Genomic DNA, 24,156 nt, shown 5'->3' on the forward strand with positions numbered 1-24,156 from the left:
CCAACCAGTTCGCCATCATGTTCGGCGAGCGCTTCACGAACGCGATTATCTAACTACGAATTCTGGCCCCGCACACAGAATTTCTGACAGGTCCGGCCTTCATTTTTTGCTTCGTCAGGCGTAAGACGCCAATCGGCGGCAATGCGCAGTTTGCGCAGATCCTGCTCGGTAATGCGGCAAACTCCGATCGCCACGTCATACGCCAGCGCTCCCCGCGCGTGCGCGGGATTGGTCATGATCGTCGAGTGATCCGTCGCATGCGTATCGATGCTCTTCGCCAGAGAATCACGGATCTTCTCGTTACGCCACGCGGTATATTTCGCGCTGGCGGTCGAAGGTTCGTCTTCCTCGGTCACTTTGGCTTCGTTCTTGTACAAACCCTCGCGCTTCGCCTGCATCCTGAGCATCGCGTGGTGTTCGTACTTCAGCGCCGCCTCGCTGGCCGTATCGCCCTGCGCCGCATCCGTGGTCGCGCCATCGGCATAGGCAAGGTGCTGCTTTTCGACCGCGCGGTCGTCGGCATAGGGATCGTCCGCCTCGCGTTTGCGGTCCCTGGCGCGGTATGCTCCCGGCATGTCGATGCCCTGGTCGAACGTGGCGCTGGCCACGCCGAATCGCACCGCGGCCGGTTTGAAGGTGGGTTTCAGCTCCGGCGCGCGCAGGGGCGTCGTCCAGCCCTTCGGTGGCATCGCATTGATGCGCGTGCCCGCCAGCGCCGTCACGATGTACATGAACGGCGCCGTCGCAATCGTGAACACCTTGCCCACGATGCTGGCATTCGCTTCCAGCCCCTTGCTCAGCGAATAGCGTGCCTTCGGCGACTCGGGAAACCAGAATGCCTGGGTGCCGGCGGCCGGCTTGTTGTGCTGGTCCTTCCACATGTCGTAACTACCCTGCTTGCCGACGTCGAATCCCTGCGCGAACACGCGCTGGCTGAACACGCCGGCGCCATGCGTCGCATCGATCTCGCTCTGGCTCAAGCCGCGCCAGCCGATGCCCTGGATCGTGGAGGCCGAAATCACCTGGTCGTGCGGGTTGAAGTACAGGGTGACCCGGCCATGGGTGGAACGGGCGTCGCCGAAGCCGAACCGGTCCCGGTCCGATTGCGCATCGAAGCCATGCGCCTTGTTGGCCATGGCCCGGTCGATGGTGGCGACCGGCTGCGCCGCGCCTTTTTGCCGGCCGACGATCTCGAAGAACGTGCGCAGTGTGCCGATGCGCGCCTCCGAGGTCTGGCGTCCGCAATTTCCACGCGGGTCCACCAGGTTGCGCTCGACCCAGTCCTGGGCGCCGTTGTCTTTCACCAGGCTGTAGGGCGGATTGCACAGCACGTAGTTGTCGGCCACGCAGCGGCCGGTCTTGCCTGCGGCATCGGTAACGGATCCGAGCCGGTCGCCCAGGAAGGCCGCCGCCATGCCGATCATATTGCCCTGGCTGTGGCAGACGATGGTGATCGGGACGTCGGCCTGCTTCTTGCGGATCGATTCGACCAGCTTCGCCAGCCGCAGCGCCGCCACCACGTAATAGGGCCGTGGCGGGCAGGCATACACCTGGCGGTCGTTGGTCGGATTCATGTGCTGGATGTGCAGCCACAGGAACAGCTGGTCCGACAGGCCGGCGCTCCACAGGTCGGGCAGGGCGGTGCAGCCATTCGCGAACGGTCCGCCGCCCCAGTAGTTATCTTCGTTCAGGTAGACGGCATTGCCGAACAGCTGCAGTTCCGAGGCGCTTGCCTTGTAGCCCCAGCGGAACTGGATCACCGGCGAAAAGTGCTCGCCTTCTTCGATGAATCTCGCGGTATTGCGGTCAGGGTTGAGAAAGCCGTCATCGGTCAATTCGCTCATGTAGCGCACCGGCCGCACTTGCCCACCTTCGACAGTCGGATACGCCAGGTGCTCATCGCACCGCTTCAGGCGGTCGTTAAGTCCGGTGCACAAGCCTTCCTCGGCCTGGGCATACCATTCGCCGTCCGAATTCACGCCATGCACGAAGATGACGATCCCGGGCAGCGGCAACTGCATGACCACGTCGAGATGCTTGCTATTCAGGAATGTGCAGCCGCTGCCTTCGCCCAGCACGATGGTTCCGGGATCGTCGAGCGGGCCGCAGCCACCCTTGCCGTTGTCGGTCAGTGGAAGTGTCATCGTCTTCAACCTTCGCTGGTATGGAACGTCACCTTCATTTGCTGCACGTGATCGGCGCTCACCGGTTCGGCTTCGCCCGCCGCATTGGTCTGGCCGGCGAGCGTGCCGCCGTCCGCGCGCGCCACGCGCACGTCCACGCCTTCGACCGGTTCGCCGTCCGTGGCGCGCAGCAACCGCGGCGTGCGCTCGAACGTGCCTTCGCCGAAGGTCGGCAACTCGGCCTTGCCGCTCGCCGGTCCGTCCCAGTGATGCCCGTCGGTCTTGATCGTGATCGCCCCTGGCCCGCCGACTTCGACCGCGCCCCCCTTGAGCGTGAGATAGGCGCCGCCGCTGACGATGAAGGTGATCTCCTTCTCGGCCATGAAGATCATGCGCTGGCCCGCCGTTGCCTTCAGATCCCTGGCCGCGTCGACCTGCATGTCGTCGTGCTGGCTCTGCATGATGAACTTGCCCTTGTGGGCGATCTGCCGAATGCCGTCCATATGCGAAAACAGCGAGATGCCCTTGCCGGCGTTCAGGTTGAAACGCTGCCCGCTGGTCAGCTGCATGTGCTGCTGCGCGACCGTATCGAGATCGATCCCGGCATAGCTGACGATGGTCTTCGGCGTGCTGAACGCAAGGCCTTCCGGGGCAGTCACGCTCAGCGTCGGTTTGCCCCCACCCTCTGCGGCAAGATCGTTCTTCAAGGCCGACTGCGGCGCCGGATCGACCGGTAAGCCCTGGTGCTGCGCCGCATACTCGCCCAGCGACTTGAACAGGTCCAGGCAATCCTGCATCAGCGCCAGGTGTTCCTCGCGCCCGAGCTGGTCGCCGCAGGCTTCGAGCCGTTTCCAGGCCGTGATCAAGAGCGATTTGGCGGTCCGGATCGCACCGCTGTCGTCCGTCGTGAGTTCGAATCCCTGCCCACGCGCCTGCCCCGATCCGGCGCGGCGCGGATGGGTGAGATACCCCAGGTTGAGCTGGCTGCTGCCGTGCGCGCTGGCGAGCTGGGCGCTGATCTCGCCCGGCGTGTCGTCCAGCCGCAGCTGGTTGTAGCGGTCCGTCCGGCCTTCCTTGCTGACGATGCCGCTCAGGTATTTGTCGCCAGGCAGGCTGCTGCGGCGGTCGAATGACGTCGGCGGTGTCCGCCCGCCATGCGCGCGGCCGACGATCAGCGGCTTGTCCGGATCGCCGCCAACGAACGCGCACAGCACCTGGTGGCCTACGCGCGGCAGCGAGATCGATCCGTATTGCGCGCCGGCCCATGGCGTCGCCACGTGCACCCAGGCCGAGTCGAGGTCGGTGTCGGATGCGCCCACGCCGTCGGCATGGGCGTGATCGGCCGGCCGGCATCCGGGAAAGCGGATCTTGACGCGCCCCAGCGCATCGCAGTGGATCTCGTCATTGGTCGGCCCCACCACGGTCACCCACTGCAGGTCGGTGCGCGGCAAGTCGATGCGCGGATCGTACGCCGGCACGATCGGGATGCCGCGCCGCACGCAGCTGAAACGGTTGGTGTAGCGCATCCCGCGTTCGGTGCTGGCCTGGGCGAGCAGGCCGCCGCCGGCCTGCCAGCGATTGAGGGCGAACAGGCGGCGAACCATGTCGTCGAGCGGTTTCGGCAGATTGTTCTCGGCCTCGATGTGCAGTGCAGTGATGACGAACTCGCGTTCCTTCGGAGGATGCCGGTCGAGTTCCTGATGGCCGCGGATGCCGTTCCATTCGCCGACGCACATGGCGCGCACGCTGCCCAGGCCATGGAATATCTTCGCCTCGTATTCATGGCGCCGGATACGCGCCAGTCCCAGTTGGCGATAATCTTCCGCGCTGTCGCCCGCATGCGGCACATCGATCAGGTAGTCGCACAGCGAGGCGGCGAAGCGGTTGCCCAGCTTGCCCTGGTCGTTCATGCTGGTATCCCCGCTCACCGCGGGCCGGGCATTGACGTAGTCCCAGCTGCTGCGCTCGGCCGCGCCGGCGGTCAAGGTGCGCACCGCATGCCAGGCGATGACGGTGTCGCAGGTTTCGGTCGCTCCGTCGCGGTGGAAGCGGATGTCGCCGGCGGCGTTGCGCCCCAGGCCCAGCGCGTCGTCGAATAGGACCAGCACGTGGATCGGCACCCCGGCGTCATTCGATCCGGCGCGGATGAACCACGATAGTCCGCGCCGCTTCCACAGCCTGCGCAGGAAAGCCGCGCTCGACTCGTTGTACTGCAGCGTGAAGGCGCGCGCCGGATAGCTCTTGAGGGCGCTCAGGTCGAACTCGAACGCCAGCGCGGCGACGGTATTGGCGCGGCGCCATTCGCCCAGCAGCGTGCGGGTGATGTCGACTTCGCTGGCATTGCGGAAAACACGGGTATTGCAGGTCTGGTCGAGCAGCGAAAAAGCGTCGCGCAGCCTCAGGTGGTAGGTGGCGAGACCGCCGTCGCCCTGTCCCTCGGCGGCTTCGGCGACCAGGCCGCATACGCAGCGCAGGGCGCCGTCGTCGGTCACGAACTGCAGTTCGATGGGGTTGGCAATGAAGTCCTTGAGCGGCAAGCCTGCGCTGCGGGACACGCAGAGCAAGGTGTACTCGACGCCGCCGTCGATTGCTTCGCTGCCGCTGGCATGCTTGACCAGCAAACCGTGGGCGGATTCGCCGGCCGCACCCCACAGGCGCAGGCGGATGGGACGGTTGGCGTCGGTCAGGGCGGAGGCGATGAAGGCGTAGTCCATGGCGTCTGTTGTTTGCGGGATGTTGGAATCCCGTCAGTGTGACAACGACGTTCGCCGCAGATGGTGCGCTATCGCAAGAAATAAATCTCGTAAACGACAAGAGCACGTCCTCGGACGTGCTCTCACATTGCGCGCCCGCTCATGGCGGGCAGCCTTGCATCAAGCCTGTGGCTGGATGTTCGCAGCTTGCTTGCCTTTCGGGCCAGCGGTGATGTCGAAGGTGACGCGCTGGTTTTCCTGCAGCGATTTGAAACCGTTGGCATTGATGGCCGAGAAATGCGCAAAGACGTCTTCGCCACCGCCGTCCGGGGTGATGAAGCCGAAACCTTTAGCATCGTTGAACCATTTTACAGTGCCAGTTGCCATGTTAATTCCCTCAAAAAGTTATTGTGCGTTTATGCGCCCTGTTGGCGTTACCTCGACCGAAACCAGGGCCACGCTCTACATTGCAAATCTGATTATAAGGACAATTCCTTAAAACGGAAGCAAGATTTTTCAATCGTGTTCGTATTTACCACAAGTCATCCAAGCCGCATGTTCCCACACAACCTTGATGCCGATCAGAACGTCATCGGAACCCGCAGCGTGAGGGTGACATCCGGGGTGTCGCGGGTCACGCCGGCGCCCACGGCGATGTTCAGCGTGCGCTTCGGGCTCAGGCGGTAGGAGTAGCCCAGCAGCAGGGTGCCGAGCTGGGTGCGCACCGAGCCGGCCACCGGCTGGCCGTTCTGTTTCATGCGCGCGATGGTGCTGTGGTCGTAGCCGAGGCTGAGCGAAGCCTTGTCGTTGAGCGCCAGGCCCATGCCGAAGTTAAAGCCGAGCACGTAACCCGGTTCCAGCTCGCCCAGCGGTTCGCGCACGCCGTTGCGCACCAGGCGCGTCACGTTCTCGCGCTTGAAGTTGTGCACATAGCTCAGGTTGCCGAAGAAGACGGCCGGGTCCGATGGATACAACCAGGTCAGCGTGCCTTGCAGCGAATGGAAGCCGGAACCGGTCGGCAGGTCCAGCGGCAGGCCGGTCCCGGTCACGTTCTCGCCGATGCAGCGCTGGTCGCAGTCGGTCACGACTTCGAACGGGTCGCGCCCGGTGCGGCTCTTGTAGCGCAGGCCGGCGATGTAATAGCCCTGGTCCGGGCCGCCGTTGTTGAGCTGGTAGCGGCCGGCGACCTCGACGTCGCCCAGGCCCTTGCCGCTGGTGTCGAACACGCGCTCGACCGCGGTGCCGGTGAACAGCTCGCGGCTGACGGTGGCGTCCGAGCGGTACACATAGGGCACCTTGACCTCGACTTCCATCCGGTTGTTGATGCCGGTGCGGCCGGTGATCGCGGTGGTGAAGGTGTTGCGCTTGATCTCGCGCACGTCGACCAGGCCGATCAGGATCGCGGGAATCACGGTGTAGCCGACCAGGGCCACGCGGTTGCTCGACGAGTAGCCGTACTGCACCGACGGCTCGAGCACATAGGTGCCGCGCTGGGTCAGCACGCCCGGCTGGTCGCCGAGCGGCGCGACTTCGGGCGGGCGGTTCGGTTCCTGGCGATTGTTGTTCTGCGCCGTCTGCGGTTGCTGTTGCTGGGCCGGACGCTGGGTCTGCGCCTGGGCTGGAGCGGGCGCCGGGAGGGTCGGCTGGTTGGGGCGCGGCTGCGGCGGCAGCGGGGCCGCCACGCCGCTTTCGGCCGGCGGCAGCACCGGCGGCTGGGCCACCGGCGCCTGCATCGACATGCCCGTGCCGCGCTGCTGCGACAGCAGGACGCCGTCGGCCAGCGCCGTCGGCACCGCGAACGGCGCGCCCGACAGCGGGGTGGTTTCTTCCACGATGCGCTCGCGCGCCGCCAGCGCCGGGGCCGCGGGAACGTCCCGGACCTGCATGCGTTGCAGCTGCTCGCGCTGCGCCTGGAGTTCGAGCATCAGACGGTTCACCATTGCCCGCTGTTCGGCCAGTTCGTCCTTGAGTTGGGACAGTTCGGTCTGTCGGTCCTGTGTGCCAGGCTCGGCCACAGGTTGTTGAGCGAGCACGGGCGGCGCCAGGAGGGCGGCCGCCAGGCCGGCGGCGCCAAGCCGCGCGACATGTGAATACATCCAGATCTCCAGTTATTGACAATATTGCAATGCTACAGTGTTCCCGGGGAACGTACTACTGCGTCACGAATCGTGCTCTGGAAATTCATGTCTTTTAGCAGGGACATGCTATTCACGGTCGACGTAATGGTCGTGGCAGTACGGATGTCTTGCCCATTGAGTGTGTTTTGCAGCAAGGTCGCGCCATTGGGCAGGTTGAGGTCGGCCGCAGCATAGTTGTTGCCGCCGATCTGGATCAGCTGGGCCGCGCCCAGGGCATTCTGGGCCAGGCGCGCCTGGTCGCCGGTCATCGCGGCGAGGTCGGGAATGGCGATATTGGTGCGCGCCAGGATTTCGCCGTTGACCGACACCACGCGTTCGATGCCGAGCGACAGCGACAGGCCGCCCGCGATCTCGAAGCCGCCACGCATGGTGTCGAGTTCCGCGGCATCGACGGGCGCGCCGAAGCCGCTCGGGCCGGCGGCCTGCACGAGCGGCATCGCAGCGCCTGCGGCGCACAGGGCGACCAGCAAGGCGATGCGGTGAAAGGTAAGGGTGGGCCAGCGCATATCAAATCCTTGTCAAAAATCGCCCGGGCCGAACTTCGGCAGCGAAGCGCTCAGTTGGTCCTGGTGCATGCCGGTGCCCAGCGGCGCGCGCGGGGCGCCGCGCCAGTCGGCCGGATTGTTGAAGGCGATGCCCTCCTTGTGGCTGTGGATCACGAACAGGATCTTGTTGCGCCAGATTTCCTGGAACCGTTCCATGCTCACGACGCGGTTGCCGGTGGACGGGTCGCCGATCAGGATGCGGCCATCCTCGAAGCCCTTGACGACCACGAAGTGGTTGAAGCCGCGGTCGGTGATCAGGACGATGGCCGGCAGTTTTTCGGCGATCAGTTTTTCGATCGGCAGCTTGAAGCCGTCGGCGCGAAAGCCGCGCGCGGCCAGGAAGCGCTGCATGTCGAGCAGCGAAAAGCCTTCCTTGTGAATCTTGGTCTTGTCACCCTTTTCGTACATTTCCTGGAACACGTCCTGTTCCGGCGTCGGGGTGGCGTAGTGGTGCGACAGCAGGGTCGACACGGCGGCGGCGCCGCAACTGTAGTCGTACTGCTGGCGCGTGGTGCGCTGGAACTTGATGTCCTTGAGGCTGGTGACCGGCACGTTGACGCGTCCGACCACCGCCAGTTCGAGTGCTGGCGCCGGAGCCGGCGCCAGCAGGACGCCGCACAGGGCGGCGAGGAAGATCCCGTGCTTCATTCTCTTCCCATGCCTATTGCAGTTGCAGGTTGATGACGGTCGCGTTCTGGATCAGGACGTTCGCGCCGGAGTTCTGGATCACGACAGGCAGGCCCGAGGAATTCGCGAACGAGCCGTTGTCGATGACGTTGAAGCCGGTGGTCACGTTGGTGGCCGTGTTGTTGCCGACGGTGCCGCCGAGCGTCGCCTCGGTGGTCACGATGTCGGCGCCGCCACGCAGGCCGCCCAGTTCCTCGGCGTCGGTCGCCTTGCCCCAGCCTTTGGCGATGTCGTCTTCCCGGCTCGGCGCGACTTCCACCTTCGACAGGAAGCCCACCACCACCGGCAGCTGCGCCGGTTCCGCGGCCTGGGCCGCCACCGGCAGCGCCATCGAGGCCGCCAGCAGGAGAGCGCTAATCTGGGTAATCCGTTTCATGATGCCTCGCTCGAAAAGCCGCCACGCGGGGAGCGCCGCGTGGCGGGTCGCAAGCGTCCGGTCTTCGGACGCTTGCGCGGTTGCTGCTCAGACCTCTTGATTACTGGCCGCTTGGGGTCGTGCCGCCGACGTTCATGTTCGACTGAACGTTGACGCTTTGCTGGATCAGCGACGAGAAGCCGTTGTTCTGGCTGATGATCGAGATGCCGGCCGCCGACTGGGCGATGTTGCTCATCGAGTTCGACATGTCGAAGGAACCCGCGGTCACGTTGTTGGTGCCGCCGTCGCCGCCGGTGCCGGCGCCGCCGAAGCCGCCGGTGCCTGCGCCGGCAACCATTTCGCCGGTCGAGCCGCCAGCGCCGCCGGTGCTCGAGCCGCCCGCGCCGCCTGCGCCGCCGGCGCCCGAGGTGGCGTCGCCCGAGGTGGCCGAGCCGCCGGTGGCCGAGCCGCCGGTCGACGAGCCGCCGGCGCCGCCGGTGCCGGTCGATGCGGTCGCTTCAGCGCCCGAACCGCCCATGCCGCCCGCGCCTGCCGTGCCGCCCTGGCCAGCGCCGCCTGCGCCGCCGGTGCCTTCGGCGCCGTTGCCGCCCATGCCGGCCGTGCCGGCCGCGCCCGAACCGCCCGCGCCAGCGGTGCCGGTGGCGCCTGCGCCGCCGGTGCCTGCCAGTGCCGCGCCCGAACCGGCGGTGCCGCCGGTGGCCGCGCCGCCTGCCGCGCCGGAGCCCGAGGTGTTGGTGCCGGCCGCGCCCGAACCGCCGGCGCCGCCTGCCGCGCCGGCGCCGCCGGTGCCGGCCATCGAGTCACCCGCGGTGCCCGAGCTGGCGCCGCTGGTCGGGCTGCCTGCGGTCGAGGTGCCGCCGGTGTTGGTGGCCGCGCCGCTGGCGCCGCCGGTGCCCGCGGTTTCGGTGCCCGAGCCTGGCATGCCGCCCGAACCCGAGGTCGAGGTGGCGTCGCCGATCGCTGCGCCGCCGCCGCTGGCGCCGTTCGATGCGGTCAGGGTCGAGCCGGACGAATTGCCGCCCATGCCGCCTGCGCCGCCCAGGCCGCCGGCCGCGCCTGCGCCGCCGTTGGATTCGCCCGCGCCGCCCGCGCCGCCGGCGCCGGTGCCGATGGCGCCGTTCGCGCCGCCGTTGCCGCCGGCCAGCGAGCCGGTCGAGCCGCCGGTGCCGCCGGTGGCTGCGCCGCCTGCCGCGCCGTTGCCGCCGTTGGCCGCGCCGCCCGAAGCGCCGGCGCCGCCGGTGCCCACGCCGCCTGCCGCGCCGTTGCCGCCGGCAGCGTAGCCGCCGGTTGCGCCCGAGGCGCCTGCGCCGCCGACCGAGTCGGCCGCGCCGCTCGCGCCGCCTGCGCCGCCGGCTGCGTTACCGACGGTCGAGGCGCCGGTCGATGCGGTGCCGGCAGCAGCGTAGCCGCCTGCGCCGCCAGCCGCGCCAGCCGCGCCCGAAGCCGAACCGCCGGCCGCGCCGCTGGCCGAGGTCGAGCCGCCGTTGCCCACGCCGCCGGCCGAGCCGGTGCCGGCTGCGCCGTTGGCGCCGCCAGTGTTCTGCGCGGTGTTGCCGATGTTGCTGATGTTATTGCCCGACACGGTGCCGGTCAGCGAGCTGGTCGCGTTGGCCGACGAGGTGTTGAACGAGTTGGCGACCGACGAGTTGGCGCTGCCGCCGTTGTTGGCGGCTGCGGCGCCGGCGGCGGCGGCGCGGGAGTCACCCGAGCTGTTGTTCTGGCCCGAGCTGTCCTGGCTGCTGTCGTTGGTGGTGTTGGTCGTGATCGTGTCGTTGCTGTCGATCGTTTCGGTGTTGGTGTTGGTGTTGGTGCGCGTGTCCGATTGGGTGTTCGTGTTGTTGGCGACGCGGTTGTCCGAGTTGTCGACCTGGTTGTTGTTGTTGGTCGTGTTGGTGCTGTTGTTGTTCTGCTGGCTGTTGTTGTTGGCCTGGCTGTTGTTGGTGTTGGTCGTGGTGTTGGTGTTGGTGTTGGTCGACTGGTTGTTGCTGTCGGCAGTGTTGGTGCTGCTGTTGTTCGCCTGGCTGTTGTCGGTGTTGGTGCTGGTGTTCGTATTCGTGTTCGTGTTGGTCGCCTGGTTGTTGCTGTTGGCCTGGCTGTTGTTGGTATTGGTCGTGGTGTTCGTGTTGGTATTGGTCGCCTGGTTGTTGCTGTTCGACTGGGTGTTGTCGGTGTTGGTCGACGAGTTGGTCGAGGTATTGCCGCTGTTGCGGGTGTCAGTGACAGTGCTGCTGTCGGTGTTCGTGGTAACCGACGAGGTCTGGGTGTTGCCGCCGCGGACATCGTTGACGGAATTTTCTTGTGCGTGAGCCATGCTGAATGCCAGGGCGATCGCGGTTGCCAGGATAGTGCGCTTCATTGTTGCTCCCCTAATTGTCACTGAGTTGAATTCCCGGGGTCCCATGACACCCGGTCCACTCGTTCAATAGCAGTTCTCATGCCAGGTGAATTTGAGTTTTTTAAGTCCTTGATTATGTAGGACTATTTTGATGAGTTTCAGTGGTGCTACAAGGGGAAATGAAGTTGAACAATAGATAAAGAACAAAGTGTCTCAGACCCGTGACAATGTGAACAAAAAGTCCATGGAACTGTATCAAAATGTCACCGCCAGGCAGTCGCCACAGAGCGAACACCGTCCCGCAACGCGCTGCCGGGTGGCAAGCGCGCCGGCGGTAAAATCCTGTCAAATCAAGGGGAAGCGCCGTAGGAACAAGCCGACGGCAGGGAAGGGCGGAGACTTACGAGGAAATTGCGTGCTTGGCCATCAGGCGATACAGTGTCATGCGCGAGACACCGAGGTCGCGCGCGGCCTGGCTGATGTTGTTGCCGCTGCGCGCCAGGCTCTCGCCGATGGCGATGCGTTCGGCTGAGAGGCGCGAATTGCCGAGGCCTTCCCTGACCGGGCAGATCGGCCCGGCGCTGGGCAGGTCGAGGTCTTCCGGCATGATCAGTCGTTGTTCGGCCAGCACCATGGCGCGCCGTACCCGGTTGATGAGTTCGCGCACATTGCCCGGCCAGTCGTAGCGCGCCATCGCCTGCAGCGCTTCGCGGCTCACGCCCTTCAGCTGCGGACTGCGTTCGGCCGCGTACTTGTTGAAGATGAGGTCGGTCAGCAGCGGCAAGTCTTCCTTGCGCTCGCGCAGCGGCGGCACCCGGATCGGGAACACGCTGAGGCGGTAGTACAAGTCTTCGCGGAAGCGTCCCTCGGCCACGGCCTGCGGCAGGTTGACGTGGGTGGCGGCGATCACGCGCGCATCGACCGCGATGGTGCGGGTGCCGCCGACGCGGTAGATCACGCGCTCCTGCAAGAAGCGCAGCAGGCTGGCCTGCAGGTCGAGCGGCAGGTCGCCGATCTCGTCCAGGAAGATGCTGCCGCCGGACGCCGCCTCGAGCAGGCCCTGCTTGTCGCGGGTGGCGCCGGTGAAGGCGCCGCGCTCGTGGCCGAACAGTTCGGAATGGATCAGGGCCGGCGCCACCGCCGCGCAATTGATGGCGATGAAGGGACCGTTCGCGCGCTGCGAGCGCAGGTGGATTTCCTGGGCCGCGAGTTCCTTGCCGCTGCCGCTTTCGCCCGAGATCAGCACCGGCGCGTCGACCGCGGCGATCTTGTCGATGTGGGCGCGCAGGCGCACGATGGCGCGCGAGGCGCCGTCGATGTGGCTGGCCCGCTCCGACGCCTGGCGCCGGTGCGGCGGCGTGGCCTTGGCCAGGGTCGCCATGCCGTGCGCGTGGCCGAGCGAGTGCTGCAGGCGCAGCATGTCGACCGGGCGCGTATGGAAGTCGAACAGGTGAGCCGCGATCAGCTCGCGCAATGCGGGCTGGTCGATGCGCGGCGCGTCGAACACGCCGATCCAGCGTGTGTGATGGTGCTGGCGCAGGAAGCGCTCGAGTTCGGCGTCGCCCGAACCGTCGCTGCGGTCGAGCAGCAGGCCGACTCCGTAATGCTGCTGCGACAGGACCTTGCGCGCCGCGGCGATGTTCTCCACCACACACACATCCCAGCCGGGCAGCTCGCCGTGGCAGGCGCGCGCGTGCGCATTGCCTTCACCCGAAATGCATAAGAGACGTTTTACAGACACCGTTGCCCTCGTTATCACTGGCGCTTTGCCAGTTTTCGTTGTTGTGAGTTCTGGCGCGTCATACCTAACGCATCCGTGCGGCAACTAATCCCTTGGAATGGATTGCTGACGCGAAAAGTATTGTTCCATTAAACCTGAAATGCCTTGGGCATGTCGCACAAACATTAATAGAAGTTTAATGACATGTGCAATGGCGAATGAAATCTTTGCTGTTTCTCATGGAAATATCCGCAACTTTGTTGGCGACCTGCTATCGATCTTACCGGGGCCAACCGTGACGGGGAAGGGCGTCCGCGTCGATACGCCGCTGCTGAGCGGATTGTGAGCGCTTCATGCGTTGTGCCCGTCCAACAAGGGGACAGGAAGGATTCCATGGGGCAGCACATGCCGGCCGTTCCGGCCCCTGGTCGCCAATGGCGCAGTCCACTGCCGGCCTGCTTGTATAATGCGGCAACACCCAACCGTCCCGCACATATGACCAATACCACTCACTTCGGCTACAAGACCGTCGCCGAGGACCAGAAGGTCCAGGAAGTCGCCAAGGTTTTCCATTCGGTCGCCTCGAAGTACGACGTCATGAACGACCTGATGTCGGCCGGCCTGCACCGCGCCTGGAAGATGTTCACGATCGCCCAGGCCGGCGTGCGTCCCGGCTTCAAGGTGCTCGACATCGCCGGCGGCACCGGCGACCTGGCCAAGGCTTTCGCCAGGCAGGCGGGCAAGACCGGCGAGGTCTGGCTCACCGACATCAACGAGTCGATGCTGCGCGTCGGGCGCGATCGCCTCTTGAATAAAGGGCTTGTCACCCCAACCATGTTGTGTGACGCCGAAAAATTGCCGTTTCCGGACAATTATTTTGACCGGGTCAGCGTCGCCTTCGGGCTGCGCAACATGACCCACAAGGACCAGGCCCTGGCCGAGATGCGCCGGGTGCTCAAGCCGGGCGGCAAGTTGCTGGTGCTGGAATTCTCGAAAGTGATCGCGCCGCTGCAGAAACCGTACGATGTGTATTCGTTCTCGGTGCTGCCGTGGCTGGGCCAGAAGATCGCCGGCGATGCCGAAAGCTATCGCTACCTGGCCGAATCGATTCGCATGCATCCCGACCAGGACACCCTGAAGGGGATGATGCAAGACGCAGGACTGGAGCGGGTCCAGTATTTCAACCTGACGGCGGGTGTGGCCGCTTTGCACACCGGTATCAAACTCTAATTCTAAGGATAGAGACAATGAAAAAGTTTTTGGTCACGACGATGTTGGCAGTCACCGCGTTCGCGATGGTGGCGGACGCCTTCGCCCGACCAATGGGCGGCAAGCGTTCGATCGGACGGCAGTCGCAGTCCGTACAGCAGCAGGGTCCGGCGCCGGCGCCGGCCCAGAGCATGCAGCGCCAGACCCCGAATTCGGCCGCCCCTGCCGCAGCCGGCGCGACCGCCGGCGCCGCGGGTGCAGCGGCCGCCGCCAAGAAACCGAGCATGATGCGCAACATCCTGGGTGGAGCACTGCTGGGCCTGGGCCTGGGCGCGCTGCTGTCGCACCTGGGCATCGGCGGCGCCCTGGCCAGCATCATCTCGACCATCCTGATGGTCGCGCTGATCGGCCTGGTGATCATGTTTATCGTGCGCATGGTGCGTCGTAAAGATACGCCGGCCAATCCGGCGGCGGCGACCGCGGGCGGCTTCGGTGGCTTCCAGCCGCCGGCCGCCGGTTCGACTGCCACGCCAGAGATCGGCTCCGGCCTGCGCAATCAGCCAGCCGCTTTCCAGGGTAATGTCGGCCTGGATAAAGGCGCGGCAGCCGGTTTCGGCGGCGCGGCCGCCGCACCGGCCTACCAGCAATGGGGCGTGCCGGGCGACTTCGACAGCGAAAGCTTCCTGCGTCACGCGAAATCGTCCTTCATCCGCATGCAGGCGGCCTGGGACCGCGGCGACACCGACGACCTGCGCGAATTCACCTCGCCCGAAGTGTTCGCCGAGCTGAAGATGCAGATCCAGGAACGCGGCGCCGTGACCGACTACACCGACGTCGTCAATATCGACGCCCAGCTGCTGGGCATCGAGAAGACCGCGACCGACTACCTGGCGAGCGTGCAGTTCAACGCCATGATCCGCAGCGCCAAGGACGCGCTTCCAGAACCGTTCGTCGAAGTCTGGAACATGTCGAAGCCGCTGTCGGGCTCGGGCGGCTGGGTGCTGGCCGGTATCCAGCAGACGAACTAAGCGTATTTGCTGAAGCGATTAGTTTTGGCGGAATTATTTTTCGATAAACATTCCGTGTCACCGGGTTTGCGCCCGGCAAACTGGTAAGATCAAAACCGCCCGCATCAACCCGGGCGGTTTTGTTTTTTGAGGGTCGTCCTTTTCATGTTTCCTAGTCTTTCCTCACTGTCGCCACAGCACGCTCTGACGCTGCCCGCGGTCGCCGCAATTAATCACTTGCTGGCCCAGGAAGCCTGGGCCAGGGCCTTGCTCATGCGCCATGCCGGCAAGGACGCCTGCATCGATGCCGGCCTGGCCCGGCTGCGCATGCACGTCGGGCGCGACGGCCTGCTCGAAGCCGGCCAGGGCGATGCGCCGGCCAGCGTCACGATCCGCGTGAAGCCGGCCGACCTGCCGCTGATCGCCCAGGACCGCACGCGCGCGCTGTCGTACGTGAAGATCGAAGGCGACGCCGAGTTCGCCAACGTGATCTCGCAGCTGGCCAACGGCCTGCGCTGGGATGCCGAGCACGACCTCGAGCGGGTGGTGGGGCCGCTGGGCGCCCATCGCCTGGTCAAGACCGCGCGCCGCACCGCCGGCGGCGCGACCGAGGCGACGCGGCGCCTGGCCGAGAACCTGGCCGAGTTCCTAGCCGAGGAAAGGCCGGTGCTGGTGCGGCCGGCGCAGCGCGACGCGTTCGCCGCCGACGTGGTGCGCCTGCGCGACGACGTCGAGCGCACCGCCAAGCGCATCGCGCGGCTCGAGCAAAAGCTGGCCCAGCTGGACGCCGCACCCTCCATCATTCTCACCAGCGCAGACCACCACCCGGATCGTCGATGATATTGAAATTCCTGCGCCTGCTGCGCATCCTCACCGTCTTCACCAGGTACGGCCTGGACGAGATCGCCGTCACCAGCATCAACGCCCCGCGCACCGCGCGCCTGATGAACACCTTCTTCTTCTGGCGCCGCATCACCTCGCCGCGCGCGATCCGCCTGCGCCAGGCGCTGGAAGAACTGGGCCCGATCTTCGTGAAGTTCGGCCAGGTGCTGTCCACCCGGCGCGACCTGGTGCCGCCCGACATCGCCGACGAGCTGGCGCTGCTGCAGGACCGCGTGCCGCCGTTCGGGTCCGACCTCGCGGTGGCCCAGATCACGCGCTCGCTGGGCGCCCATCCCGACGAGCTGTTCGCCCGCTTCGACCGGGAGCCGGTGGCTTCGGCCTCGATCGCCCAGGTCCACTTTGCCCAGCTCAGGGATGGCAAGGAGGTCGCGGTCAAGGTGCTGCGTCCCGGCATGAAGAAGCTGATCGACGAAGACATGGCCCTGATGCGCCTGGCGGCCAGCCTGATCGAGCGCGTGTGGGGAGAGGCGCGGCGCCTGAAGCCGCGCGAAGTCGTCGCCGAATTCGACAAATACCTGCACGACGAGCTGGACCTGATGCGCGAGGCGGCGAACGCCAGCCAGCTGCGCCGCAACTTCGCCGGATCAAGCCTGCTGATGGTGCCCGAGATGTACTGGGACTATTGCTCGAGCAGCGTGATCGTGATGGAGCGCATGTATGGCATCCCGATCTCGCAGATCGACCGCCTGGCCGCCGCCGGCGTCGACCTCAAGAAGCTGTCGAGCGATGGCGTGGAAATCTTCTTCACCCAGGTGTTCCGTGACGGCTTCTTCCACGCCGACATGCACCCGGGGAACATCCTGGTCTCGACCGCGCCGGAGACCCTGGGCCGCTATATCGCGCTGGACTTCGGCATCGTCGGCACCCTGAACGATTTCGACAAGGATTACCTGTCGCAGAACTTCCTGGCCTTCTTCCGCCGCGACTACAAGCGCGTGGCCGAGGCCCACATCGAATCGGGCTGGGCGCCGCAAAACACGCGCGTGGACGAGCTGGAGGCCGCGGTGCGGGCCTGCTGCGAACCGATCTTCGACCGCCCGCTGAAGGACATCTCGTTCGGCCAGGTGCTGCTGCGCCTGTTCCAGACCTCGCGCCGTTTCAACGTCGAGGTGCAGCCGCAGCTCGTGCTGCTGCAAAAGACCCTGCTCAATATCGAGGGACTGGGACGCCAGCTCGACCCCGACCTGGACTTGTGGAAGACCGCCAAGCCGTATCTCGAGCGCTGGATGACGGAGCAGGTCGGCTGGAAGGGCCTGACCGAACGCCTGCGCGCCGAAGCGCCGCGCTACGCCCAGATCTTCCCGCAGCTGCCGCGCCTGGTGTACCAGGTGCTGGAGCGCGAATCGAAAGGGCAGCTGGCGCATCCGAATGTGCCGAACGCCGACATGCTGGCGATGGTGCTGATCGAGCAGCGCCGCACCAATCGCATGCTGGCCTTCCTGACCTGCCTGGCGGCGGGGTTCGGGATGGGGCTCGTCGCCCTGTATCTGTTGTAAGGGCACATAAAGAAAAAGCCCGCAGACGCGGGCTTGGCAAGCTAGTGTTCTTCTACGGACCGCGCTGATGGAGGCATCGCGCAGTCTTCTGTTTCTTCTTTGCGGTGAGCAGCAGGGATTTCCCTACTGCCAACATTGGGTGAAGAAGCCGTATTAGAGCATCCAACCCGATGCTTGAGCAAACGAAACACCTGTTGACGATGGTGAAAAACAACATCGGATGGCCCGCACTTGCCCATGCGCCGGGTCTGTGCCAGCCGCGGTAGGCCGCAAACGGCAAATGCCCGTGTAAAAGCTTTATAATTCAGGGTTTTGAAGATTTTTGCGGAGCACCTAGCATGCCGATTTACGCCTACCGCTGCGAAGAATGCGGTTTTACCAAAGATGTACTGCAAAAAATTTCGGATCCGGTCCTGACCGTGTGCCCGTCCTGCGCCAAGCCGTCCTTCAAGAAGCAAGTGACCGCTGCCGGCTTCCAGCTCAAGGGCACCGGCTGGTACGTGACCGATTTCCGTGGCGGTACGCCGCCGGCTACCGGTACGGCCAGCAATGGCAATGGCGCGCCGGCGCCGGCCGCGTCGACCGAGTCCAGCGCACCGGCAGCCGCGGCGCCGGCGCCGGCCGCGCCGGGCACGTCCGGCGGCGACAAGAGCAGCACCTGATCCGGCGCGGCGAGCGCCGCGCGCCAACAAGAACAACGGGAATCCGATGCGCAAATATTTCATCACCGGCTTGCTGGTCCTGGTCCCCCTGGTCATCACGGCCTGGGTGCTGAACCTGATCATCAGCACGCTCGACCAGTCGCTGCTGTTCGTGCCCGACGCCTGGCAGCCACGCAGCATGTTCGGCATGGACGTGCCGGGCTTCGGCGCGGTGCTGACCCTGGCCATCGTGTTCCTCACCGGCCTGCTCACCAATAACCTGGTCGGCAACTACATCGTGCGCCTGGGCGAACGCCTGCTCAAGCGCGTGCCGGTGGTCAGCTCGCTGTACGGCAGCGTCAAGCAGGTGTCGGACACGCTGTTTTCGCCGTCGGGCAATGCCTTCCGCCAGGCGGTGCTGGTCCCGTATCCGCATGCCGATTCGTACACCATCGCCTTCCTCACCGGCGTGCCGGGCGGCGAAGTGGCGGCGCACCTGGGCGGCGACTACGTCAGCGTCTACGTGCCGACCACGCCGAACCCGACCTCCGGCTTCTTCCTGATGATGGAGCGCAGCCGCGTGAAAGAGCTGGACATGTCGGTCGATGCGGCATTGAAGTACATCGTCTCGATGGGCGTGGTCGCGCCGGTGGCCGCAGTTGCCAGCGCACCTGCCAGCGCGCCGGCCGCAACGATCAAGTAACACCGAATCAAAGAATAGTGGCCGCCTTCGATGGCGGCGCGAGCAATCAACCAACCTGGAACGAAAACTATGTCCACCATGCGTACCAACTACTGCGGCCTCGTGACCGAGGAACTGCTGGGCCAAACCGTCAGCCTGTGCGGCTGGGTGCACCGCCGCCGCGACCACGGCGGTGTGATCTTCATCGACCTGCGCGACCGCGAAGGCCTGGTGCAGGTGGTCTGCCATCCGGACAACGCCGCCGTCTTCAAGGCCGCAGAGCATGTGCGCAACGAGTACTGCCTGCGCATCGTCGGCACCGTGACCAACCGCCTGGAAGGCACGGCCAACGCCAACCTGAAGTCGGGCAAGATCGAGATCAACGCGACCGAAGTCGAAGTGCTGAACGCCTCGGTGCCGGTGCCGTTCCAGCTGGACGACGACAACCTGTCGGAAACCACCCGCCTGACCCACCGCGTGCTCGACCTGCGCCGCCAGCAGATGCAGCACAACCTGCGCCTGCGCTACAAGGTGTCGATGGAAGTGCGCAAGTACCTGGACAACCTGGGCTTCATCGACATCGAGACCCCGATGCTGACCAAGTCGACCCCGGAAGGCGCGCGCGACTACCTGGTGCCGTCGCGCGTCAACGCCGGCAACTTCTTCGCGCTGCCGCAGTCGCCGCAGCTGTTCAAGCAGCTGCTGATGGTCGCCAACTTCGACCGCTACTACCAGATCACCAAGTGCTTCCGCGACGAAGACCTGCGCGCCGACCGCCAGCCTGAATTCACCCAGATCGACTGCGAGACCTCGTTCCTGACCGAACAGGAAATCCGCGACCTGTTCGAAGAGATGATGCGCGTCGTGTTCAAGAACACCACCGGCGTCGACCTGCCGAACCCGTTCCCGGTGATGGACTTCGCCACCGCCATGGGCAAATACGGTTCGGACAAGCCGGACATGCGCGTCAAGCTCGAGTTCACCGAACTGACCGAGCTGATGAAGTCGGTCGAGTTCAAGGTGTTCAACAGCGCGGCCAACATGCCGAACGGCCGCGTGGTCGGCATGCGCGTGCCGCAGGGCGGTTCGATGCCGCGTTCGGAAATCGACGCCTACACCCAGTTCGTGGCGATCTACGGCGCCAAGGGCCTGGCCTACATCAAGGTCAACGAAAAGGCGAAAGGCCGTGACGGCCTGCAGTCGCCGATCGTCAAGAACATCTCGGACGAGGTGCTGGCGCAGATCCTGGAACTGACGGGCGCGCAGGACGGCGACCTGATCTTCTTCGGCGCCGACAAGGCGAAAGTCGTCAACGACGCCCTGGGCGCGCTGCGCGTGAAGATCGGCCACTCGGAATTCGGCAAGAAGGCCGGTTTGTTCGACGACGTCTGGGCCCCGCTGTGGGTGATCGACTTCCCGATGTTCGAATACGACGAAGACAGCGACCGCTGGACCGCGACCCACCACCCGTTCACCGCGCCGAAGGACGGCCACGAGGACATGCTCGAGTCGAATCCGGGCGCCTGCATCGCCAAGGCCTACGACATGGTCCTGAACGGCTGGGAACTGGGCGGCGGCTCGATCCGTATCCACCGCGAGGAAGTGCAGAGCAAGGTGTTCCGCGCGCTGAAGATCGACGCCGAGGAAGCGCAGCTCAAGTTCGGCTTCCTGCTGGACGCGCTGCAGTACGGCGCGCCGCCGCACGGTGGCCTGGCCTTCGGCCTGGATCGCCTGATCACCCTGATGACCGGCTCCGAGTCGATCCGCGACGTGATCGCCTTCCCGAAAACCCAGCGCGCGCAAGACCTGTTGACCAACGCGCCGTCGGAAGTCGACGAGAAGCAGCTCAAGGAGCTGCATATCCGTCTGCGTAACGAGCCGAAGGTGGCGTAACGGCGCATGAGGTAGGATGGACGGGCCATCCACGCGTTCAAGCACGCGTGGATGGCCCGTCTACCGTATCTGCCCATGAAACCCTACAAGATCCCGGAATCGGTGCTGGTCGTGATCCACACTTCCGACATGGAAGTGCTGGTGCTCGAACGCGCCGACCGTCCGGGCTTCTGGCAATCGGTCACCGGCTCGCTCGACGCGCCGGACGAGCCGTTGATGACGACCGCCGCGCGCGAACTGTTCGAAGAGACCGGCATCGTGGCCGACGGCGAACGCATTCGCCTGCGCGACTGGCAGCTCTCGAACGTCTACGAAATCTATCCCGTCTGGCGTCACCGCTACGCCCCCGGCGTGACCCACAATACCGAGCACGTGTTCTCGGTCTGCGTGCCGCGCGACATCCCCATCCTCCTCAGCCCGCGCGAACACCTGCGCCATGCTTGGTTACCGCATCTGGAGGCGGCGGACCGCTGCTTCTCTTCTTCCAACGCCGAAGCCATCCTGCAACTGCCCCGCAAAATCGCTTAAAAATTGCGAACAGCAAATAAAATTGCCTTAAAGCAGCTTATTTGCCGAAAATCAGCATTGAAATATGGCATGTGTGCGCAATAAAATGACGTTTTTTAACAAAAGTACGTAGGTACTTTTTTTAGAAAATGGTCTGTGCGTGGCCGCGCATATGCGTTCGCTCAAACGTACTCTCTCCTATGAAAATACATTTGAATACACTTCACCTGTCTTTTTTATAACCATAGGAAATTTTGCGAGAGCCCGTATGCACGAGATATTCCATGTTTGACAGGTGTAAATTCGTCGACTAAGGTCAACGGCTCACCCATGGTGAATTTTTGATGTGCAACTTTTAAGTGGATGATTCTGGGAGATAAAATGGATAACCTCGAACTGAATAGCGACAAGAAAGTTAAGGCAATCACCCTAGGGGACGACTGCATTTATATCGACCTCTTCGACGGCCTGCGCCTGAGCGGGCCGCTGGCGCCGCGCGAGGAAAAGCAGGGCGCGCAAGAGCGCCGTCCGCGCCGCATGATCGTGTCGGGGCATGAAGCCATCTACGACACGGCGCTGGCGCTTGCCTGAATGTCAGATTCAGCTCAGTTCAGTAAGTAAGGGCGCGACGGCACCAAGCCAACCGCCGCGCTCCGCGCTCCAGCACCAGGCTGTGAAGCGCACGATTGGGCCCGTTTCACGAGAACGCCGGTCCGATCCGGGTAGAATGTTCCCATGAAAATCCGTGTAGCCACCTACAACATTCATAAGGGCGTTTCGTCCCTGCGCAGCACGCCACGCGTGATCGCGCTCAAGAAGGCCATCGCAGAATTCGACGCCAACGTGGTGTTCCTGCAAGAAGTGCAGGGCCGGCACGACCGCTACCAGGCGCGCTACGGCAAGGAAGACCGCGGCCACCGCCACTGGCCCGAAACGGCCCAGTACGATTACTTCGCCGCCGACGTCCACCATACGGCCTACGGGATGAACGCGGTCTATGACCACGGCCACCACGGCAATGCGCTGCTGAGCTGCTGGCCGATCGAGAACTCGCACAACCACGACGTTTCCGACCACGCCTACGAGCAGCGCGGCATCCTGCACTGCATCCTGGGCGCGCCCGAGTGCCGCGTGCACTGCTACGTGGTCCACCTCGGCCTGTTCGAAGGCAGTCGTGGCCGCCAGACCGCCTCGCTGATCGAGGCCGTCAACGCATCGGCGCCGAACGGCGAGCCGGTGATCATCGCCGGCGACTTCAACGACTGGCGCAACACGCTCAGCGACAAGCTGCGCAACGCCCTGGGCGTCAAGGAAGTGTTCGACGAACTGGGGCCGCGTTCGCCGATGGGCGACATGGTGCGCAGCTGGGCCGGCCGCCAGCCGCGCCTGGCGCCGGCCCGCACCTTCCCGGCCATGCTGCCGTGGTTCAGGCTCGACCGCATCTATGTGCGCGGCTTCAAGGTCAACAACGCCAAGGTGATGCACGGTCCGTTGTGGGCCAAGCTGTCCGATCATGCGCCGATCGTGGCCGAGCTCGAACTCACACAAGGGCCATGCGCAGTCTGACCTTTGTCGACAACAATGACATCACGCTGCTGCAGAGCGGCATCGCCTTCTTCCCGGCGCTGATCGAGGCGCTCGACGCCGCCCAGCACGAGGTCTTGTTCGAGACCTATATCTTTGCCGAGGACGAGACCGGCGCCGCCGTGCGCGACGCCCTGGCGCGCGCCGCCCGCCGCGGGGTGAAGGTGAGGGTGTTGGTCGACTGGTTCGGCACCGGCCACCGCTGCTGCGGCCGGCTCGGGCCCATCCTGCTCGAGGCCGGCGCCCAGTACCGCGTCTTCAATCCCTGGTGCCGGCGCGGCATCGCCCGTTCGCACCGCAAGATCGCCGTGATCGACCGCGAAGTCGCTTTCGTGGGCGGCATCAACGTCAACGACGACTGGCTGTGCGACCACGCCGACGGCCACCGCCTGCCGGCGCCGCGCTGGGACTTCTCGGTGCGCGTGCGCGGGCCGCTGGTGGCCCAGATCCACCACGAGGCGCAAGCCCAGTGGACCCGCAGCGGCCGCCTGCGGCTGCGCAAGCGCTTCCAATTGTTCCGCGAGATGCGCAAGCAAGCCATTCCCTCTTGCGAAAGTCCGGCACGGGCCGCATTTGTGGTGCGTGACAACCTGCGTAACCGCAGCACGATCCAGAAAGCCTATCTGCAAGCCTTGGGACGTGCGCGCCACAGCGTGCTGCTGGCGACGCCGTACTTCGCGCCGGGCCGCAAGTTCCGCAAGGCGCTGGCGCATGCCGCGCGGCGCGGCGTGCAGGTAACGCTCCTGATCGGGGTGGGGGAGTTCAAGATCCAGGATGCGGTCGCGCATTCCTTCTATCCCAAGCTGCTGGCCGACGGGGTGCGGGTGGTCGAATACCGCAAGACCCAGCTGCATGCGAAGGTGGCGGTGGTCGACGACGACTGGGCCACGGTCGGCTCCAGCAATTGCGACGGCCTGTCGCTGTTCCTGAACCAGGAGGCCAATGTGGTGGTGAGCGATCCGGTGTTCGCCGCCACCATGCGCGAGCACATCGAGCGCGGCATCCTGGACGGCAAGGAGGTCTGCCCGCAGGAATTCGCCCACACCGGCTGGCTGCGCCGCGCCACCTATGGCATGGCGTATATGGCGTACAAGCTGGTGATGCGGGTGGTCACGTTCGGATACACCTAGGGATATTGGAAATAGATAATGGAAAAAGAGAACGTACGAATCGACAAATGGCTGTGGGCGGCGCGCTTCTTCAAGACCCGCTCGCTGGCCCAGGACGCGGTGGAACGCGGCCGGGTGCGCATCGGGGGAGAACCGGTCAAGCCGGCGCGCGCCGTCAAGATGAACGACCGCATCATGATCGACAACGGTTCCGATCGCTGGGAAGTGATCGTGGCCGCGATCTCGGGCTCGCGCGGCCCGGCGCCGGTGGCGCGCACCCTGTATTTCGAGACCGACGAGAGCATCGCGCGGCGCGAGAACGACAAGACGGCGCGCCGCCTGTACCCCGAGCCGAGCATGGACATCAAGGGCCGGCCGACCAAGCGCGACCGCCGTGCGATGGAGCGCGTCGGCGAGGAATGACGATGGGCGCAATGCCCGTCGTCAACGGGATATCCCGTTCCGTCAAAATGCTGTACCTTTATGACTGAAACAACAAACTTCCGTT

22 protein-coding genes are annotated in these 24,156 nt (G+C 64.9%); 13 read left to right on the forward strand and 9 right to left on the reverse strand.

Annotation, left to right across the window (positions count from 1 at the left end; translation table 11 throughout):
- Nucleotides 1-53: 53 nt before the first annotated feature.
- From ABIB42_RS24925 to ABIB42_RS24965, 9 genes are all read right to left on the reverse strand, one after another.
- Complete coding sequence (locus ABIB42_RS24925) at nt 54-2,144, reverse strand: T6SS effector phospholipase Tle3 domain-containing protein (protein ID WP_429249173.1); 2,091 nt, start codon at nt 2,142-2,144, stop codon at nt 54-56.
- A 5-nt stretch (nt 2,145-2,149) separates the two neighbouring features.
- Nucleotides 2,150-4,837: a type VI secretion system Vgr family protein gene (locus ABIB42_RS24930; RefSeq protein ID WP_184237998.1), complete on the reverse strand. Its 2,688-nt coding sequence runs from the start codon at nt 4,835-4,837 to the stop codon at nt 2,150-2,152.
- A gap of 159 nt (nt 4,838-4,996) precedes the next feature.
- On the reverse strand, nt 4,997-5,203 hold the full coding sequence (locus tag ABIB42_RS24935) for a cold-shock protein (RefSeq protein ID WP_005663283.1): 207 nt from the start codon (nt 5,201-5,203) through the stop codon (nt 4,997-4,999).
- 194 nt (nt 5,204-5,397) lie between these two features.
- Nucleotides 5,398-6,912 carry a hypothetical protein gene (locus tag ABIB42_RS24940; RefSeq protein ID WP_184238000.1) on the reverse strand — a complete coding sequence of 505 codons (1,515 nt, stop codon included), beginning with the start codon at nt 6,910-6,912 and terminating at the stop codon, nt 5,398-5,400.
- 32 nt (nt 6,913-6,944) lie between these two features.
- The gene (locus ABIB42_RS24945) at nt 6,945-7,460 is read right to left on the reverse strand and encodes a hypothetical protein (RefSeq protein ID WP_184238002.1); all 516 of its coding nucleotides are present in this window, start codon (nt 7,458-7,460) and stop codon (nt 6,945-6,947) included.
- A gap of 12 nt (nt 7,461-7,472) precedes the next feature.
- Nucleotides 7,473-8,147 (reverse strand): C39 family peptidase, encoded by a 675-nt coding sequence (locus ABIB42_RS24950; protein ID WP_184238004.1) that lies wholly within the window; start codon nt 8,145-8,147, stop codon nt 7,473-7,475.
- 13 nt (nt 8,148-8,160) lie between these two features.
- Nucleotides 8,161-8,562, reverse strand: coding sequence for a hypothetical protein (locus tag ABIB42_RS24955; protein ID WP_184238006.1), 402 nt, complete (start codon nt 8,560-8,562; stop codon nt 8,161-8,163).
- A gap of 100 nt (nt 8,563-8,662) precedes the next feature.
- Nucleotides 8,663-10,918, reverse strand: coding sequence for a hypothetical protein (locus ABIB42_RS24960; RefSeq protein ID WP_429249174.1), 2,256 nt, complete (start codon nt 10,916-10,918; stop codon nt 8,663-8,665).
- 379 nt (nt 10,919-11,297) lie between these two features.
- Nucleotides 11,298-12,638, reverse strand: a complete 1,341-nt coding sequence (locus ABIB42_RS24965) for a sigma-54 dependent transcriptional regulator (protein WP_005663273.1) — start codon at nt 12,636-12,638, stop codon at nt 11,298-11,300.
- 190 nt (nt 12,639-12,828) lie between these two features.
- On the opposite strand from ABIB42_RS24965, the gene ABIB42_RS24970 reads away from it, so the two are divergent.
- The 13 genes from ABIB42_RS24970 to ABIB42_RS25030 all read left to right on the forward strand — a co-directional run bounded on the left by ABIB42_RS24970 (nt 12,829) and on the right by ABIB42_RS25030 (nt 24,071).
- Nucleotides 12,829-12,963: a hypothetical protein gene (locus tag ABIB42_RS24970; RefSeq protein WP_267871908.1), complete on the forward strand. Its 135-nt coding sequence runs from the start codon at nt 12,829-12,831 to the stop codon at nt 12,961-12,963.
- A gap of 149 nt (nt 12,964-13,112) precedes the next feature.
- Nucleotides 13,113-13,847, forward strand: a complete 735-nt coding sequence (gene ubiE / locus ABIB42_RS24975) for a bifunctional demethylmenaquinone methyltransferase/2-methoxy-6-polyprenyl-1,4-benzoquinol methylase UbiE (protein WP_040774884.1) — start codon at nt 13,113-13,115, stop codon at nt 13,845-13,847.
- Nucleotides 13,848-13,864: 17 nt separating this feature from the next.
- Nucleotides 13,865-14,854 carry a Tim44 domain-containing protein gene (locus ABIB42_RS24980; RefSeq protein WP_005663271.1) on the forward strand — a complete coding sequence of 330 codons (990 nt, stop codon included), beginning with the start codon at nt 13,865-13,867 and terminating at the stop codon, nt 14,852-14,854.
- A gap of 144 nt (nt 14,855-14,998) precedes the next feature.
- On the forward strand, nt 14,999-15,673 hold the full coding sequence (locus ABIB42_RS24985) for a ubiquinone biosynthesis accessory factor UbiJ (protein WP_071360670.1): 675 nt from the start codon (nt 14,999-15,001) through the stop codon (nt 15,671-15,673).
- Nucleotides 15,670-17,232 carry a ubiquinone biosynthesis regulatory protein kinase UbiB gene (gene ubiB, locus ABIB42_RS24990; protein ID WP_005663269.1) on the forward strand — a complete coding sequence of 521 codons (1,563 nt, stop codon included), beginning with the start codon at nt 15,670-15,672 and terminating at the stop codon, nt 17,230-17,232. Before ABIB42_RS24985 ends, ubiB begins: the two co-directional genes overlap by 4 nt.
- Before the next feature lie 338 nt (nt 17,233-17,570).
- Nucleotides 17,571-17,894: an FmdB family zinc ribbon protein gene (locus ABIB42_RS24995; RefSeq protein ID WP_312486250.1), complete on the forward strand. Its 324-nt coding sequence runs from the start codon at nt 17,571-17,573 to the stop codon at nt 17,892-17,894.
- A 46-nt stretch (nt 17,895-17,940) separates the two neighbouring features.
- A complete protein-coding gene (locus ABIB42_RS25000; protein ID WP_071360668.1) occupies nt 17,941-18,576 on the forward strand; it encodes a DUF502 domain-containing protein in 636 nt (211 codons plus the stop codon).
- Between the two features lie 69 nt (nt 18,577-18,645).
- Nucleotides 18,646-20,448, forward strand: coding sequence for an aspartate--tRNA ligase (aspS, locus tag ABIB42_RS25005; protein ID WP_005663255.1), 1,803 nt, complete (start codon nt 18,646-18,648; stop codon nt 20,446-20,448).
- 75 nt (nt 20,449-20,523) lie between these two features.
- Nucleotides 20,524-20,976 carry a dihydroneopterin triphosphate diphosphatase gene (gene nudB, locus ABIB42_RS25010; RefSeq protein WP_071360667.1) on the forward strand — a complete coding sequence of 151 codons (453 nt, stop codon included), beginning with the start codon at nt 20,524-20,526 and terminating at the stop codon, nt 20,974-20,976.
- A 360-nt stretch (nt 20,977-21,336) separates the two neighbouring features.
- A complete protein-coding gene (locus tag ABIB42_RS25015; protein WP_071360666.1) occupies nt 21,337-21,546 on the forward strand; it encodes a hypothetical protein in 210 nt (69 codons plus the stop codon).
- Between the two features lie 144 nt (nt 21,547-21,690).
- Nucleotides 21,691-22,521 (forward strand): endonuclease/exonuclease/phosphatase family protein, encoded by an 831-nt coding sequence (locus ABIB42_RS25020; RefSeq protein WP_071360665.1) that lies wholly within the window; start codon nt 21,691-21,693, stop codon nt 22,519-22,521.
- Entirely contained in the window at nt 22,509-23,669 is a 1,161-nt protein-coding gene (gene clsB, locus ABIB42_RS25025) for a cardiolipin synthase ClsB (RefSeq protein WP_071360664.1), read from the forward strand. The genes ABIB42_RS25020 and clsB overlap by 13 nt, the downstream gene beginning before the upstream one ends.
- A gap of 18 nt (nt 23,670-23,687) precedes the next feature.
- Nucleotides 23,688-24,071: an RNA-binding S4 domain-containing protein gene (locus tag ABIB42_RS25030; RefSeq protein ID WP_071360663.1), complete on the forward strand. Its 384-nt coding sequence runs from the start codon at nt 23,688-23,690 to the stop codon at nt 24,069-24,071.
- Nucleotides 24,072-24,156: the final 85 nt, after the last annotated feature.

The sequence above is a fragment of the Massilia sp. UYP32 genome (genome assembly GCF_050434365.1).
Lineage (GTDB): Bacteria > Pseudomonadota > Gammaproteobacteria > Burkholderiales > Burkholderiaceae_D > Telluria > Telluria timonae.